General features: G+C 71.4%; 18 protein-coding genes. 8 read left to right on the top strand and 10 right to left on the bottom strand.

Translation table 11 applies throughout. The features are described from left to right. Positions 1-131: 131 nt before the first annotated feature. Positions 132-2,084 carry a diguanylate cyclase domain-containing protein gene (locus IM770_RS17240; RefSeq protein ID WP_203582382.1) on the top strand — a complete coding sequence of 651 codons (1,953 nt, stop codon included), beginning with the start codon at positions 132-134 and terminating at the stop codon, positions 2,082-2,084. Between the two features lie 37 nt (positions 2,085-2,121). Here the strand turns inward: IM770_RS17240 and IM770_RS17235 are convergent, their stop codons facing one another. Further along, a complete protein-coding gene (locus IM770_RS17235; RefSeq protein WP_203582381.1) occupies positions 2,122-2,424 on the bottom strand; it encodes a DUF7882 family protein in 303 nt (100 codons plus the stop codon). Between the two features lie 43 nt (positions 2,425-2,467). On the opposite strand from IM770_RS17235, the gene IM770_RS17230 reads away from it, so the two are divergent. Then, positions 2,468-2,728 carry a hypothetical protein gene (locus tag IM770_RS17230; protein ID WP_203582380.1) on the top strand — a complete coding sequence of 87 codons (261 nt, stop codon included), beginning with the start codon at positions 2,468-2,470 and terminating at the stop codon, positions 2,726-2,728. 96 nt (positions 2,729-2,824) lie between these two features. On the opposite strand, the gene IM770_RS17225 is transcribed toward IM770_RS17230, so the two are convergent. Continuing rightward, entirely contained in the window at positions 2,825-3,607 is a 783-nt protein-coding gene (locus IM770_RS17225; RefSeq protein WP_203582379.1) for an EAL domain-containing protein, read from the bottom strand. Between the two features lie 144 nt (positions 3,608-3,751). Between IM770_RS17225 and IM770_RS17220 the strand changes: the two genes are divergently transcribed. Both IM770_RS17220 and IM770_RS17215 read left to right on the top strand, forming a co-directional pair. Then, complete coding sequence (locus IM770_RS17220) at positions 3,752-4,066, top strand: DUF7882 family protein (RefSeq protein WP_203582378.1); 315 nt, start codon at positions 3,752-3,754, stop codon at positions 4,064-4,066. A 62-nt stretch (positions 4,067-4,128) separates the two neighbouring features. Beyond that, positions 4,129-4,440, top strand: a complete 312-nt coding sequence (locus tag IM770_RS17215) for a hypothetical protein (RefSeq protein ID WP_203582377.1) — start codon at positions 4,129-4,131, stop codon at positions 4,438-4,440. A gap of 1 nt (position 4,441) precedes the next feature. Here IM770_RS17215 and IM770_RS17210 read toward each other — a convergent pair whose 3' ends face one another. Further along, positions 4,442-5,002, bottom strand: coding sequence for a thioesterase family protein (locus IM770_RS17210; RefSeq protein WP_203582376.1), 561 nt, complete (start codon positions 5,000-5,002; stop codon positions 4,442-4,444). 236 nt (positions 5,003-5,238) lie between these two features. Between IM770_RS17210 and IM770_RS17205 the strand changes: the two genes are divergently transcribed. Further along, entirely contained in the window at positions 5,239-5,745 is a 507-nt protein-coding gene (locus tag IM770_RS17205) for a GNAT family N-acetyltransferase (RefSeq protein WP_203582375.1), read from the top strand. 109 nt (positions 5,746-5,854) lie between these two features. Further along, positions 5,855-6,661: a coenzyme F420-0:L-glutamate ligase gene (gene cofE, locus IM770_RS17200; RefSeq protein ID WP_203582374.1), complete on the top strand. Its 807-nt coding sequence runs from the start codon at positions 5,855-5,857 to the stop codon at positions 6,659-6,661. A 13-nt stretch (positions 6,662-6,674) separates the two neighbouring features. On the opposite strand, the gene IM770_RS17195 is transcribed toward cofE, so the two are convergent. From IM770_RS17195 to IM770_RS17185, 3 genes are read right to left on the bottom strand one after another with little or no spacing between them, the layout of a single operon-like run. Further along, entirely contained in the window at positions 6,675-7,532 is an 858-nt protein-coding gene (locus IM770_RS17195) for a DUF4097 family beta strand repeat-containing protein (protein WP_203582373.1), read from the bottom strand. Continuing rightward, positions 7,529-8,248 (bottom strand): response regulator, encoded by a 720-nt coding sequence (locus IM770_RS17190; RefSeq protein WP_203582372.1) that lies wholly within the window; start codon positions 8,246-8,248, stop codon positions 7,529-7,531. Before IM770_RS17190 ends, IM770_RS17195 begins: the two co-directional genes overlap by 4 nt. Beyond that, a complete protein-coding gene (locus IM770_RS17185; protein ID WP_203582371.1) occupies positions 8,236-9,501 on the bottom strand; it encodes a sensor histidine kinase in 1,266 nt (421 codons plus the stop codon). The genes IM770_RS17190 and IM770_RS17185 overlap by 13 nt, the downstream gene beginning before the upstream one ends. 259 nt (positions 9,502-9,760) lie before the next feature. Here IM770_RS17185 and IM770_RS17180 point away from each other — a divergent pair, with 259 nt between their 5' ends. Next, positions 9,761-10,444 carry a pentapeptide repeat-containing protein gene (locus tag IM770_RS17180; RefSeq protein WP_203582370.1) on the top strand — a complete coding sequence of 228 codons (684 nt, stop codon included), beginning with the start codon at positions 9,761-9,763 and terminating at the stop codon, positions 10,442-10,444. 22 nt (positions 10,445-10,466) lie between these two features. Here the strand turns inward: IM770_RS17180 and IM770_RS17175 are convergent, their stop codons facing one another. The 3 genes from IM770_RS17175 to IM770_RS17165 all read right to left on the bottom strand — a co-directional run bounded on the left by IM770_RS17175 (position 10,467) and on the right by IM770_RS17165 (position 13,994). Next, positions 10,467-11,768, bottom strand: coding sequence for a cytochrome b/b6 domain-containing protein (locus IM770_RS17175; protein ID WP_307785496.1), 1,302 nt, complete (start codon positions 11,766-11,768; stop codon positions 10,467-10,469). 470 nt (positions 11,769-12,238) lie between these two features. Next, positions 12,239-13,204: an electron transfer flavoprotein subunit alpha/FixB family protein gene (locus IM770_RS17170; protein WP_203582368.1), complete on the bottom strand. Its 966-nt coding sequence runs from the start codon at positions 13,202-13,204 to the stop codon at positions 12,239-12,241. A 13-nt stretch (positions 13,205-13,217) separates the two neighbouring features. After that, positions 13,218-13,994 (bottom strand): electron transfer flavoprotein subunit beta/FixA family protein, encoded by a 777-nt coding sequence (locus IM770_RS17165; RefSeq protein WP_203582367.1) that lies wholly within the window; start codon positions 13,992-13,994, stop codon positions 13,218-13,220. Positions 13,995-14,173: 179 nt separating this feature from the next. Here IM770_RS17165 and IM770_RS17160 point away from each other — a divergent pair, with 179 nt between their 5' ends. Continuing rightward, complete coding sequence (locus tag IM770_RS17160) at positions 14,174-14,710, top strand: MarR family winged helix-turn-helix transcriptional regulator (protein WP_203582366.1); 537 nt, start codon at positions 14,174-14,176, stop codon at positions 14,708-14,710. A gap of 85 nt (positions 14,711-14,795) precedes the next feature. On the opposite strand, the gene IM770_RS17155 is transcribed toward IM770_RS17160, so the two are convergent. Continuing rightward, positions 14,796-15,572, bottom strand: coding sequence for an enoyl-CoA hydratase (locus IM770_RS17155; RefSeq protein WP_203582365.1), 777 nt, complete (start codon positions 15,570-15,572; stop codon positions 14,796-14,798). Positions 15,573-15,723: the final 151 nt, after the last annotated feature.

Below are 15,723 nucleotides of genomic sequence, written 5' to 3'. Positions count from 1 at the left end.
GTCGCGGGTGCGCTACTACTGCGCGGCTCGGCGCCTGTGGAGGGATCCTGCGGTTCTCAGGGGCGCCCCGCTTATGATGTAAGCCTCGCCGACGCAGTATCCCCTGTCCCCCGCCATCTTGAAGGGCAGCGTTGTCTGACGTACCCGCTCTGACTTTCGACGGAGATCGCTCACGCGACGACGCCGAACTCCTGCGACTCCAGGAATGCGCCACCGAGCCCATCCGGACCATCGGTCGCATCCAGTCGCACGGAATCCTCTTCGGACTCGATGAGGTGACCGGCGCCGTCGTCGTCGCCAGCGAGAACGGCGAGCACTGGCTCGGCCGCGACCTGAGGGAAGCGGGGAGCGAAGTCCTGACGTGGGCGATCGACCACGGTGTCGCGATCGACCCGGTCCGCGCCGAGTTCGAGGGCCGGACGTACGACGTCATCCCTCACCGGGAGACCTCTCCGCTCCTCCTGGAGCTCGAGCCGGTCATCCCGGAGCTCGACTACGTCCGCACGGGCGTCGTCGGCGCGATCCAGCGCCTGGCGGGGATCACCGATCCCGACGAGCTGCGTCAGCGTGCGGCTCGTGAGATCAAGGCCGTCACCGGCTTCGACCGGGTGATGTGCTACCACTTCCACGACGACGGGCACGGTCAGGTCGTCGCCGACGAGCGCGAGCCCGACATGGAGTCGTACTTCGGACTCCACTTCCCGGCCTCCGACATCCCGGCGCAGGCACGGGCGCTCTACATCGAGAAGCGGTCGCGCGTGATCGCCTCCACCGAAGATCAGGGGCTCGCGATCCACACGCTGCTGCCCGAGGCGGCGCCGGTGGATCTCGGCGTGACCGAACTGCGCGCCGTGTCGCCGCACCACCTCGCGTTCATGCGCAATATGGGCCAGGCGTCCACCGTGTCGTTCGGCCTCATCATCGACGACCGCCTCGTGGGCATGTTCACCTGCGCGCACCGGACCCCCCGGCGCGTCCCCGTGCTGCTGCGGCGCGCGATCGAGGTCATGGCCTCCCAGGTAGCCAGCCAGCTCGCCGCTGCCGACCAGATCCGCAAGCTGCGCCGCCAGCTGGAGGCCCGCGAGCGGCGGATCTCGATCATCGCCCCCCTCTACGGTCGCGCCGACGTCGGGACCGTTCTGCTGTCGGGAGAGCGCACGGTCCTCGACGTCGTCCCCGCCGACGGAGCGCTGCTGCGTCTCGGTGACGCCATCCACACCGTGGGCGTGGTGCCGCCTGCCGACAGGCTCTTCGCGGTGGTCGAGGAGCTCGGCGCCGGACGCCTCCTCTGGGAGGCGCTCCCGCTGGATCGGCCCGAACTCGCGGTCGAGGTCCCCGGCGTGACCGGACTCCTCGTCGTGCCGCTGGGCGGCGACGGCGACATGCTCGTCTTCGTGCGTGGCGAGGTCACGCGTGCCATCGACTGGCTGGGCGACCAGCGCCCCGAGAACCGCGACTCCCCGCTGTCGCCGCGGCGGTCGTTCTCCGCGTGGCGCGAGAGCGTCACCGGGCGGAGCTTCCCGTGGGGTGAGCACGCTCAGGACGCCTTCGATCTCGGCGAGGAGATCCGGGCAGCCATGGTGGCGCGCGCCCAGGCCGAGCTCGCCGAGCTCGCGCTGCGCGACGCCCTGACGGGTCTCCACAACCGCCGGTTCCTCGACGATCGACTCGACGACCTGCTCCGCAGCTCGGAGAAGCCGGTCTCCCTGGTGTTCCTCGATCTCGACGGCTTCAAGCTGGTCAACGACACCCACGGCCACGAGATGGGCGACGCCGTGCTGGCGGCGATCGGCAAGAGGCTCAGCGGCGTGGCGCGGACGTCCGACGTGGTCGTGCGCCTCGGCGGCGACGAGTTCGTCATCGTGTGCGTCGGCGCGGGACCGGCCGAGGCAGCCGCCATCGCTTCTCGCGCGCTGGGGGCCATCACCGACCCGATCGTGGTGCGCGACGTCGAGATCACGGTGAACGGCTCCGCCGGGGTGGTCGCCGCCGAGCGCGGCATGTCGCCCGCCCAACTGCTGGACGCCGCCGACGCGGCGATGTATCGCGCGAAGCGCGAGGGCGGCGGCCGCGTCTCAGCGTGAGAAGCGGCCGCGTCTGAGCGTGAGAAGCGGCCGCGGCTCAGCGCGAGGGGAGCTCGGGCTCCGGGACGATGCGGAGCCCGCTCGACGAGTTCGCGGTGTCGACGAGCTCCTGCAGCCACAGCCGGTTGATCTCGGGCATCGGCGCGTCGTACTCGAAGCGCAGCGTGGTGACGGGTGAGATCCACACCGCCTGGCGCAGCGACGTCTTCTCGTCCACGAGGGCGAACGACAGGTTCTCGCGACGCCGGAGCTTGGCCATGATGACGAGCTCGACGTGCGCGAGCGTGCGGTCATCGATCTTGAAGGAGGCCGGAGGCGACCCGTAGTGAAGTGTGCCCACGCATCGATCCTACGGGTCGGTTCGCGCGGGGTAGTGTGGGGCCATGGCGATCGTGAACCGACTCACCGTCGACGGACGCGACTACTTCCTCCCCGACCCCGTGACCGAGCTCAAGGGCAAGATCCTCGAGGCGATCAAGGCCGGGGGCGGCTATGTGAACGTCCCGCCGCTGCGCGGCGGCCCCGGCGTCGACATCCTGTTCTCGCCGGGCATGCCCGTGACGTGGTCGCAGTTCGAGGTGGGCGACTCCAACCCTCCGGCCGACGAGCCCCCGCTCGACGACGTCGCCGATTACGAGCTCTGACGCCGGAGTCTCTGGCGCCCGCGCCCCTCTTCGAGGCGCACTACGGCGCGGTGTCACCCCGTGCTCCGCGCGGCATCACACCGCGTGCCGGCGCCGTCACGCCCGCGTGAGCAGTTCGTCCATCTCGGCGACGGGCAGCGGCAGGCCCCACAGGTAGCCCTGGCCCCGGTGACAGCCGCGGCCCCGTGACCGCTCCAGGTCGGCCAGGGTCTCGATGCCCTCGGCGACCACCCGCCAGCCGTGATCGTTGCTGCTCTCGACCACAGCGGCGACGGCGTCGTCCGCGGCCGCGTCCGAGCGCTGGGTGAGCGACCTGTCGATCTTCACCTCGTCGATCGGCAGCACCTCGAGCATCGCGACGGTGGTGTCGCCCGCGGCGAAATCGTCGACCGAGATCGCGACGCCCACCGAGTGCAGCGACTCGATCGCCGACAGCATGGGCGGCCGCAGCTGCGGCGACGGCGCCTCGGTGATCTCGATCGTCAGGACGGACGGCTCCAGCCCGAGCGTGTCGAGTCTCGCGACCACGGCATCCGCATACCGGCTGGAGAAGTGCGCGGGCGACGCGTTGACCGCCAGACCGACCTCGTGACCGGAGCTGCGCCACAGCGCGACCTGGGCGGCGGCCCGATCGAAGACGTGGGCGTCGAGCTCATCGAGGAACTCGCCGTCCTCCGCGAGCCGGATGAACCGTTCCGGCGAGACCTGCCCCTCCTCGGCATGCCTCCAGCGGCAGAGCGCTTCGACCGAGACCGGCGCCGACACGGTTGCCTGCGACAACGGGGCCGTCAAGTCGAATTGGGGCTGAAAAGCGATCGACAACTCACCTGCGGAGAGAGCCGCGCGCAGATCCCGAGTGAGCTGGGGCGAGCTGACCATGCTCCAACATTCGGGGACTGCGCGAAGTGTACGCAACACCGGACAAGATCGCGCCGAATGCGTATAATGCGCCCGCGCATTCCCGGCGAGCAGGTTTTCCACCGGGCCACGACGACCGCGGAGAGGCGGACTACTGTAGAGGCGATGGGCACGCTCACCTACGACTCCCGAGTCACTGCATCGTTCGACGATCGCATCCTCGCGCACCTTCAGGCGGTCATCTGGGCGAAGCTGCGCCGGGGCGAATCGTTCCCCTTCACATGGACCGACCCCATGCGCAGCGGCCTGGGCCGCACGTCGATCTGGCTGAGCCCGAGCGTCTCGCTCACGTTCGAGTACTTCGGCGGGCGGCAGCCGCGGCTGAACCCCGGATGGGTCGACGCGCTGACCAAGTCGGCCAACTCGCCCGGCGGTCTCACGCTCGTCCCCGAACCCGACCCGCCCACCGGCGCCTCTTAGTCGCGACCCTCGGATGTGTCAAGGGCCGACATCGGCCCGCGTCGCCTGCCTAACGTCTACGCATGACACAGCACGTCGACGACATCGCAGCGGACTGGGGTGTCCACTGGACCAAGCCGTCCCGCGGTTCGTGGGCCGCGGACCGCAACGGCCGCTCCCTGGGCGAGGTCCGCCGCGACGCGGACGGATTCACCGCCACTCGCGGCGGCCGAAACCTGGGGACGTACCGGTCCCTCGGAGCGGCGCTCGACGCCGTCGACCACCACCACCTCGCGACCGTGCAGCCCGGCCGCTTCTGGACACTGCTGCTCACGACGGTCAACGTCGGCATGGTCGCGGCGATCTCGCTCATCGCGACCGCGATCCTGCGCTGACTCAGTTCCAGACGCTGGGCGCCTCGGCGCGCGTGGGCGGAAGAGCTGATGCCGCAGCCCAGTCGTGGACCCACGCATCCACTTCACGGATCCCTTCCGGCCGTCCCACCGCGGCGAGCAGCTCCTCGTGCGAGAGAGTGCCGCCGGACCGCTTCATCATGCGGGCGCGGATGATGGCGCGCGCGTAGACCTCGCCGCCCACCACCGCGCGATGCTCGAGGTACACGGCCTTGTCGTCGTGGCCGATCATGCGCGACTCGACGTCGAACTTCTGCCAGAGGTTGAGCGACTTGCGGAACGTCACGGTCTCGCTCGACACGACCGCGTACCAGCCGCGCGTCCTCATGACGTCCCAGAGTCCCGTGCGCACCAGCAGGTCCCACCGGCCGAGGTCGAACAGCGACAGATAGCGCCCGTTGTTCATGTGGCGCAGCAGGTCGATGTCGGTCGGCAGGGTGGTCAGCCGGATGCGGCTGATGCCCGTCGGGGCGAGCCGTCCGGCGCGCCGGAGGCGCCGCCGCGCGGTCAGCATCACGATCAAGGTTCGCCACATCACGTTCACGAAGTGCGATGGTAGCGATCGACCACGCGCGCACCGATTCGGTTGTCGATTCCCGACACGAGCGCTCGCTCCACCCGGTGCGCGGTGCACAAGACGGGCTGCCGGCATCCGCCCGTCCGGCTCTCGACCCGCGCACGAGGCGCCCGACACGCGGCGGCGCCCGCGCTTGTCAACCCCTGTTCACCGCCCGTTCGCCCGATTTCGGGTCTCGGCCGCACCCGCGTAGAGTCTGGCCCATGGAAGCCGAAACCCAGACCGACATCGTCGTCCGTCCGGTGCGCGACGTCGACGCCGAGGCCCTCGGGCGCGTCCACGCGACCGCCTGGCACGAGACGTACGACCACCTCATCAGCAAGGCCGCCCTCGAGGCCGTCTCGCCCAAGCGGCTCGCAGAGCTCTGGACGCACTGGGCCGTCCAGGGTCCCGAGTTCAAGATGTTCGCCGCGCTGGTGAACGGCGAGATCGTCGGGTTCGCCGGCTCCGGTCCCGCTCGCGACAAGGACGCCCCGCGTTTCCGGGAGCTGTACTTCATCTATCTGCTCGACGCCCACCACGGCACCGGCATCGGCCAGAAGCTCTTCGACAGCGTCGTCGAGCCGGCTGAGGGTCTGTACCTCTGGGTCGCCGACGACAACCCCCGCGCGCACCGCTTCTACACGCGCAACGGCTTCGCGCTCGACGGCGCCACGCACACCGAGCCGTTCCTCGGCGAGACGCTCACCGAGGTCCGCTTCGTGCGCTGACGGCCCGCGTCGCGAGAGGGCGTGTCCGGTTCACCGGGCACGCCCTCTCGGCGTTCCGAACGCCCGTCGGGCGACGCGCAGCCCCGCCCGGATCGGGAAGACTGGACCCATGCCGTCTCGCACCGCGCTCACCGTCTGGCCCCTCGAGGGCATCCCCGAGATCGAGGCGGGCGCCGACCTCGTCGACATCATCGCCGCCGTCGCGGACGGCGAGCTGGCGGACGGCGACATCCTCGTCGTGACCTCGAAGATCGTGTCGAAGGCCGAGGACCGGTTCGTCATCGCCGACGACCGCGAGGACGCCATCACCGCGGAGACCGTGCGCATCGTCGCCTCACGCACGGGCCCGAACGGATTCACGACCCGGATCGTCGAGAACCGCCTCGGCATGGTGTCGGCGGCAGCGGGCGTCGACACCTCGAACACCCCCGACGGCACGGTGCTGCTGCTTCCGATCGACCCCGACGCGTCGGCCCGCACGATCGCCGCGGGGCTGCGCGAGCGCCTCGGCGTGAAGGTCGGCGTCATCGTGTCGGACACCCTGGGCCGCGCCTGGCGCGAGGGCCAGACCGACCACGCCATCGGCGCCGGCGGCGTGCACGTCTTCGAGGACCTGCGCGGAGGGACGGATGCCGAGGGCCGCCCCCTCGTCGTCACGATGCCGTGCGTCGCCGACGAACTCGCCGCCGCCGCCGACCTCGTGAAGGGCAAGGCCTCACGGCGCCCGGTCGCGGTGGTACGCGGACGCGCCGACCTGGTCGGCGACCTCGACCTGCCGGGCGCGCGGTCCATCGTGCGTCCGCTGGAGCGGGACATGTTCCGCCTGGGCGCCGACGAGGCATACGCCGAAGGCCTCGCCGCCGGCCTCGCGCAGGGACGCGCGGCCGGCGACGAGGCCTTCTCGTCCAGCAGCTAGGCTGCCGGGCGGGTCAGCGGCCGGCGGAGAGCACGGCCTCCCCCGCCGACACCTGCACCTGGACCGTGCTCGAGGCGCCCGGCGTCGAGCCGATGCGGTTGTCGAAGCCGCCGGCCGAGACGTCGGAGGTCACGTCGTATTCGCCCTCGGGGACTGTCACGCGCAACGATCCCGCGCTCACGTCGAGCTCGATCGAGTCGGGCTGGCTGCCGGTGAGGGTCGCGTCGAGCGAGCCGGCACTCACCTGCAGGGCGGCCTCGCCCACGTCGGCGAGCTCGAGCGTGCCCCGGCCCGCGCTGACGTCCGCGTCCACCGACTCGGCCGAGCCCGACACGTCGAACGATCCGGCCGCCAGCGACAGGTCCAGCACGCCGAAGTCGCCCTCCGTCACGAACTCGCCGGCCGCGAGCGACACGTCGGCGTCGAGGCCTTCGAGCGACGACGGCAGACGGAGCACGGCATCCGTCGCCCGCTCGCCGAACCATCCCCGCCAGCCGAACCAGCCGAACCGGTCGGGCGACGAGACCTCGAGGGTGTCGCCGCGGCGCTCGAAGCGCCAGTCATCGGCGCCCCACGAGCCGGTCACCTCGAGTTCGGCCTCCGAGACGTCGCCGAACTCGACGCGGAGGACGCCGGCCGCGGCGTCGACGGCGAGCAGGTCGACGCCCGCGGCGTCGAGCGTGCGGGTGGTGGTGTGGACCGACGCCGAGGCGACGGTGCCGACGGCGGCCGAGATCATCGTGCCCAGCAGCACCAGGCCACCCAGCACGATCACCACGATCGCCACGGCCCGCGATCCGCCGGCCGGCGGACGCGGCGCCTCGGCGACGCGATCGGGGGCGGCCGGAGGAGGAGTCAAGGTCGTGCTCATCGGTTCGTTCCTGTCTGCGGCCCGCGGCCGCTCGGAGTGGGAGGAGTCGGAGGAGCCGGCGGTGCGGGTGCGCCGTGCTCGAGGTGGGCGAGGGCCGCCAGGACGCGGCGGTTGCCCGACTCGTCGGGTTCGAGGCCCAGCTTCTGGAAGACCGCCGTGATGTGCTTCTCGACGCTGCCCTCGGTCACGTGGAGGGTCTTCGCGATCGCCTGGTTGGACCGACCCTCCGCGATGAGGGCGAGAACGGATGCCTCGCGTTCGGTGAGCCGTTGCATGCGGTCGTCGCGCGTGCGCCTGCTGAGCAGCTGTGCGACGACCTCGGGGTCGAGGACGGTGGCTCCGGTCGCGATCCGCTCGATCGCCTCGAGGAAGTCGGCGACGTCGGCCACCCGGTCTTTGAGGAGGTAGCCGAGCGCACCGCCGCTGGACGAGATGAGGTCGGCGGCGTAGCGCTCCTCGACATACTGCGACAGCACCAGCACCGCGAGCTCGGGCAGCCGCGCCCGGAGCGACAGCGCCGCCCGGATGCCCTCGTCGGTCCAGGTCGGGGGCAGCCGCACGTCGAGGATGCACAGGTCGGCACCGGTCCGGTCGACGGTCTCGTCGAGGTGCGCGGCATCGGGGAGGGCTGCGACCACCTCGTGGCCGGCGTCTTCGAGCACCCGCACCAGTCCGGCGCGCAGCAGGGCGGAGTCCTCGCAGATCAGGATGCGCACGGGATGCTCACCTCCACGCTCGTCGGTCCGCCGGCGGGACTGTCGATGCGGGCCTCGCCGCCGGCGGCGAGGACGCGGTTGACGATGCCGTCCAATCCGCCGCCGGGGATCACCCGGGCGCCGCCCACGCCGTTGTCTTCGATCCGCGCCCACAGCACGCCGGGCTCGCGCAGTCGCGCGACGAGCCGCACCTCGGTCGCCCGCGAGTGCTTGGCGGCGTTGGTCAGGGCCTCGGCGATGGCGAAGTAGGCGGCCGCCTCGGTCTCGCGGCTGCAGCGGCCGTCGAGCCGCACGTCCATGTGGACGGGCACGACCGAGCGGGCGACGAGCGCAGACAGCGCCGCGTCCAGACCCCGGTCGTCGAGGACGGAGGTGTGGATGCCGCGGGCCAGCTGCCGGAGCTCGGTGATGGCCGCCTTCGTCGAGGTGTGGGCCTCGGCGATGAGGGCTTTCGCGGCCTCGGGGTCGGCTTCGATCTTCTGCTGCGCGAGGCCGAGCGTCATGCCGACCGAGACCAGCCGCGGCTGGACGCCGTCGTGGAGGTCGCGCTCGATGCGCGTGCGCTCGACGTCGGCCGCGCGCACCGCGCCGGCGTGCTGGCGGCTGGAGGTGCGAGCGGCCTCGGCCAGCTGCGCCTCGCGCGAGGGCACCATGATGGCCCGCGCGAGGATGCCGTGCAGCACGCCGAGCCCGATCATGCCCGCGGCCGACACCAGCACCGCCACGATGCCCACCGGAACGGCCCACGAGATCGGCACCTCGATGCCGGTGCGGGCGAGGCGCACCGCGCTCGCGTCGGCGAACAGCGGCGCGAAGGCGAGCACGGCGCCCGACACCAGCAGACCGGCGAGAGCGACCACGACCCACCCGAGGATGGTCGCGATGGCGAGGTTGGCGATCGCGCGCCAGGTCGCCGCGTCGATGGCCTGGATCCACACGGTGCGCAGGAATCCGCCGAAGCCGGGGCGCCCGCTCGAGCGCGGACGCAGCGGCGGGAGGCCGAACCGATACAGCCCGTCGACGCGCTGCGTCTCGAGCCAGCCGAGCGCATAGAGCACGTAGACGAGGGCGAAGAGGACGACGAGGCCGATGCCGATCACGAACAGCAGGCCGATGCCGAGGCCCAGCAGGGAGAACAGCAGTGAGAACGCGGCCGCGCCGATCACGCCGAGGGCGGCGAGCTGCGCGATGGCGCCCGCCACCTGCGCCGGCCGGGTCACCGGGCGGACGGAGGGAGAGTCCGGAGAGGTCATGCCACTTACGGTAGGCGTGCGGCGCGCCGAGCGCGCCTGAGCCATCCGGAGTCTTCTCTTCGGGTTATCCCCCCATCTCCGGGGTTCCCTCGCTCCCGGCCCCGGTCGGGTTTGGGGGCGGCGCGTGCGTTCGGGGCGTGCGCCGCGCGCTCCGAACGCACCCGGCGCGCCCCAAACCGTACAGACGCCGAACCCGAGGCGGTGACGCCGAGTCCAGAGAGGCGGCACAGGGTCGGCGGCACGGGCTAGGGTGGCCGCGATGCCAGCAGCCAGATCACGCAAGAGCCGGGGCGCGCAGCCACCCCTGTTCGACTTCGACGAATCCGCGCTCGACCCCCTCGAACCCGGTGACGGCGCGATGCTCGACGCCGGCCGCCTCGACGGCGTCGCCTACACGGCGATCGAGCGCGATGCGTGGGAGCTGGAGGTCGGTGCCACGGTCGAAGCCTGCCGCTTCGACGGCCTCGTCCTCGACACGTGGACCCTGCGCGGCGCGCGGATCGTCGAGTCCGTCTTCTCCGGTGCGAACGTCCCCGCCGTCTCGGCTGCACGCGGCGGGTGGCGCGATGTCGAGATCCGCGACAGCAGGTTCGGATCGGTCGAGGTGTACGACGCCGAGTGGCGCGGCATCCGTCTCCTCCGCTGCAAGCTCGGCTACGTCAACCTGCACGCGGCGGAACTGCTCGACGTCGCGTTCATCGACTGCACGATCGACGAGATCGACCTGATGGATGCCGCAGCCCGCCGCGTCGCGTTCGCATCGACGCGCATCGGCACGCTCAACGCGAGCGGCGCACGACTGCACGACGTCGACCTGCGCGGCGCCGACGTCGGTCAGGTGGTCGGGCTCGAGGGCCTCCGCGGCGCGACGATCTCGCCCGAGCAGCTGCAGCTCATGGCGCCGGCACTCGCCGAGCTCGCCGGCATCGTGGTGGAGCCCTGAGCCCACCGCGAGCCGCGCGGGGTCAGCGGCCGGACACCTTGCCGAACAGGCGCGCGATCGGCGCCAGCACGAGGGGCCGAGCGGCCACCCACGCGACGGCGATCACTGCGAGCGACGCGACGAAGAACCAGAAGCCGGTCCAGTTGTCGGCGTACGCGTTCGGGTCGGTCGAGCCCTGCGCGGCGTACATGTGGTTGAGGTTGCGCAGCGCACCCGTCGCGAACACGAGGAAGACGTGGATCGCGATGAAGACGACGAAGTAGAGCATCACCGGGAAGTGGACGGCCCGCGCCCACTCGACCGGATACGCCTTGTTGAGGCCCGCCGCGTTCTTCGGCCACACCCCCGACATGCGCACGCCGGTGATCGCGGCCAGCGGCGCGGCGAGGAACACGGTCGCGAAGTACGCGAGCTGCTGCAGCGAGTTGTAGTTCACCCAGCCGTTCTCGGTCGGCCAGTCCAGCGAGACGTACTGCAGCCCTGCCGAGACCGCGTTGGGGAACACCTCCCACGACGTCGGCACGATCCGCATCCACTGGCCGGTCACGAACAGCAGCACCACGAAGACCACGCCGTTGACGAGCCACAGGATGTCGAGCGACTGGTGGAACCACAGGTTGAGGCTGATCTTGCGCCGGTTGTTGGTGCGCGGCGACCAGAACACGGTCGGCCGCTTCTCGGTGCGCACCTGCAGGCCGGTGCGGATGATCAGCACCATCAGGAACACGTTGAAGAAGTGCTGCCACCCCAGCCACGCCGGGAGGCCGACCGGCGCCCCCTCGGGCAGGTGATACTCCCCCGGATAGGCGGCCAGGAAGTCGACGCCCCACTGCGTGCTGAGCAGCCAGCGGACGAGCGCGACGGCCATGCCCGCCGCGATCAGTAGACCGGCGCCGCCCACGATCACGGCCCCCGCCCACTGCAGGCGCGTGAACGGGCCGATCCGCTGCGGCTCGGCGGGTGCGGCCGGACGCGTCTGCGCACCGGCGCCGGCCCACACGGTGCGGGTGAACGGCAGCGGCTGCGACAGCGGCACCCCGGTGGCAGTGGCCGGCGCGGCCGGCGCAGGGGCGGGGGTCGTCGAGCGCGCTGCCGAGGAGGGGACGGATGCCGCGACCTCGGCCGGCGCGGTCGCCGGTGCTTCCGCGACCGGCGCGGATGCGGCATCCGTCACCGCCGCCGCGGTCGCAGCCGGCGCGAAGGCCGCGGGCGGCCAGGGGTCGCCGCCGGCCACGCGCGGAAGCCCGCGCCGCAGCGGCTTCGCGCCCTCGCTCGCGGGCGCAGGTGTCACTTCGTGCCGGGTTTCGGCGTCCGAGGCGGCCACAGGTGCCACCTTCTCGGCCGGCGCCGCCGGCGAAGGTGTCACTTCGGGTCGCGTCGCGGTGCCAGAAGCGGCCACTGCTGCCACTTCCGGTGCGGCCGGCGCGGCAGCCGGGACGACGGATGCCGGGGGCCATGGCTCGCCGCCCGGCACACGCGGCAGACCCCGGCGGATCGCCCGGCCGCCGCTGCCCGCTCCCCCGGTCTGCCCAGCGCCCGAGACCTGCTCAGCGACCGAGGTCGCGACTGCTGCAGTTTCCTGCAACTGCGGCTCCGATTTCTGCAGCGGTCGCAGGGAACTGGCGCGGTCGGCATCGGCGGCGGCCTCGGCCGCCGCGGCCGGAGCGGATTCGACGACCGGCCCGTCACCGTTCGACCCGGGCACCGGCGCGGAGCCGGCGGGCGGCCACGGCTCGCCGCCGGGCACGCGCGGCAGCCCGCGCCGCACCGCTGAACCGTACGTCGCCATGCGGGTTACGCCTTCTTCGCCTCGAGCGCGGCGATCAGCTGCGGCACGACCTGGAAGAGGTCGCCGACGACGCCGAAGTCGGCGATCTCGAAGATCGGGGCGTCGGCGTCCTTGTTGATCGCGACGATCGTCTTGGCGGTCTGCATGCCGGCCTTGTGCTGGATCGCGCCCGAGATGCCGAGCGCGACATACAGCTGCGGCGACACCGAGACGCCGGTCTGGCCGACCTGGTACGAGTAGGGCACGTAACCGGCGTCGACGGCGGCGCGCGAGGCGCCGATCGCGGCGCCCAGCGTGTCGGCGAGCTGCTCGACGAGCGCGAACTTGTCACCCGAGCCGAGACCGCGGCCGCCCGAGACGACCTTCGTCGCACCGCGCAGCTCGGGGCGCGACGACGACACCACGGCCTCGTCGACCGACGTGATCGTCGCGGCCCTGCGCCCGGAGGCGCGGACCTCGAGGCTTTCGACCTCCGGGCTCGCCACGGCTTCCGCACGGGCGTCGATGGACCCCTGGCGGATCGTGATGACGGGCGCGCCCCACGTGACCGCGGAGTCGACGCTGTACGCCCCGCCGTAGACGGAGTGGTTCGCGACCACGCCCTCCGCGTCGCGCGAGACGCCGACGGCGTCGACCGCGATCCCGGAGCGGGTCCGCGCGGCGTACCGGCCGGCGACCTCGCGGCCCTCGATCGAGTGCGACACCAGTATCGCGTCGGGCCGCACCTGGTCGGCGGCGGCGGTGAGCGCGTCCACCGTCGGGACGTTCAGGCCTTCGCCGGGCGCGGCGACCAGCACGGTGGCAGCTCCCAGGGCTGCGGCATCCGTCGCCAGCGCCGCGTCGCCCACGATCAGCGCGACCGGCGTGCCGACCGACGCAGCGGCGCCCAGCACCTCGGCGGCCGATTTGGCGAGCCCGCCCGAGGGGGTCGTGTCGAGGAGGACGAGGATCGAGTCATCGTTGAAAGTCATCACACACGCACCCTCACGCGAGCCGGTTCTGGAGGAGGAACTCGGCGAGCTTCTCGCCCGCGTCGCCCTCGTCGACGATCTTGACGCCGGCTTCGCGCGGCGGCTTCTCACCGAGCGAGATCACGATCGACCGCGACGCGTCGGGGTCGTGCGGGTCGATCTCGAGCTCGGCGAGCGACAGGGTCTCGAACGGCTTCTTCTTGGCCGCCATGATGCCCTTGAAGTTGGGGAAACGCGCGTCGGGCAGCGCCTCGGTGATCGAGATCACAGCCGGCAGCTGTGCCGACACGTGCAGCGTCGCGCCGTCCGAGGCGCGAGTGCCCGACACCTCGCCGTCGCCGATCTCGACGGCGCTGAGGTACGTGGCCGAGGGCACGTCGAGGATCTCGGCCACCATCGCCGGCAGCACTCCGCCGACGCCGTCGGTGGATTGGTTGCCCGCGATCACGAGGTCGAACCCGGTGCGCTGCAGCGTCGCGGCGAGCACCTCGGCGGTGAGTCCCATGTCGGCGCCGAGCAGACCCTCGTCGATCACCTGCACGGCGGACGCGGCGCCCATCGCGAGTCCCTTGCGCACCGTCGCGGACGCCGACTCGGGAGCCATCGACAGCACCACCACCTCGGTGCCGGGCGTCTTGTCGGCGTACGACAATGCCACCTCGAGCGCCCGCTCGCCGATCTCGTCGAGCACGGTCTCGCTCGCACCGCGATCAGCCAGGCCGGTCTCGAGCGACAGCTTGCGATCCCCGTAGGTATCCGGGACTTCCTTGACCAGGACGACGATCTTCATGACGATCTCCTCACGCTGGGCACGAGTCTAGGGCGCGCGGCGCAATGTACCCAATCCAGCGACATGAACCGACGATGACCGACCGTTGACGGCCCGTGTGTATACATAAACGCCGTTTTGCGGCATCCGTCGTCCGTCTCTCCACCCGCGGACCGGTACGGTGGGACGAGGAGGTCGTCATGGCAGCACCCAAGCGTCTTCCGGTCGACCCGATCGCCGAAGCCAAGCGTCAGTGGATCGCCCATGGCTGGGAACCGGCCGCCGCCGGAATGACCGCCGTCACGTCGATCATCCGCGCGCAGCAGCTGATGTTCGCGCGCATCGACACGGCCCTGAAGCCCTTCGGCCTCTCGTTCGCACGGTACGAGATGCTGCGCCTGCTCGGATTCACGCGGGAGGGACGGATGCCTATGGCCAGTGCCATCGCCCGCCTGCAGGTGCATCCGACCAGCGTCACGAACACCGTCGACCGCCTCGCCCGCGACGGTCTGGTGTCGCGCGAGCCGCATCCGGCCGACGGCAGGGCGGCGATGCTCGTGCTCACCGACTCCGGCCGCGAGCTGGTGGAGCGGGCGACGACGGCGTTGAACACGGAGGTGTTCGAGGATCCCGGCCTGACCGGCGCCGACACGACCGAGCTCGTGCGCATCATCGCGCGCTTCCGCAAGGACGCCGGCGACTTCACCGAGCCGCGCCCGCAGCCCGACCCCCTCTGACCCCGTTCGCTGAGCGGAACGCGCCGGGTTCGGGGCGTTTCGTCTCGCTCGCTCGCTCCTCGCTCCGCTCAACGGCCGGGGACGGTCAGCGGCCGCGGAACTCGGGGGCGCGCTTCTCGCGGAAGGCGGCCATGCCCTCCTTCTGGTCGTCGGTGTCGAAGAGGCTCGCGAACACGTGGCGCTCGAGCCGCAGACCCTCGGCGAGCGAGGTCTCCTGCGCAGCGTCGAGCACGGCCTTCGCCGCGTACAGCGACGGCAGGCTCTTCGACGCGATCGTCTCGGCGGTCTTCTGCGCCTCGGTCAGCAGGTCGGCCGCGGGCACGACGCGCGAGGCGAGTCCGGAGCGCTCGGCTTCGGCGGCATCCATCATCCGTCCCGTGAGGATCAGCTCGGCGGCCTTGTAGTAGCCGACCGCGCGGATGAGCCGCTGCGAGCCGCCCATACCGGGGATCACGCCGAGGTTGATCTCGGGCTGCCCGAATTTCGCGGTGTCGGCGGCGAGGATGATGTCGCACATCATCGCGAGCTCGCATCCGCCGCCGAGGGCGTAGCCCGCGACCGCGGCGATCACCGGCGTGCGCACCGCGGCGAACTGCGCCCAGCCGCCGAAGTGGTCGCCCATGAGCATCTCGAGCCCCGACTTGGACTCCATCTCTTTGATGTCGGCGCCCGCGGCGAAGGCGCGCTCCGAGCCGGTCACGACGATCGCGCCGATCGCCTCATCGGCGTCGAAGGCCGATGCCGCGGCCACGACATCGCGGCAGACCTGCGTGTTCAGCGCGTTGAGCGCCTCCGGGCGGTTCAGGGTGATCCATCCGACGCGTCCGCGCGTCTCGACGAGGATCGTCTCGTAGTCGGTCATCTTCGTCCTCCGGTGTGCCAGTTTTCCATATGGGGAATGGTCCCCATCGTGGGGGCGTGGCGGGTGGCGCTAGCCTGCGGGAGGACCTGATCGGGTCCGCTGGTTTCGAAGGGATGGATCATGGCTGATTTCAAGGCGTCGTATGGCGAGA

The organism is Microbacterium hibisci (assembly GCF_015278255.1).
GTDB classification, from domain to species: domain Bacteria; phylum Actinomycetota; class Actinomycetes; order Actinomycetales; family Microbacteriaceae; genus Microbacterium; species Microbacterium hibisci.
This window is presented reverse-complemented; position numbering and strand designations above follow the sequence as displayed.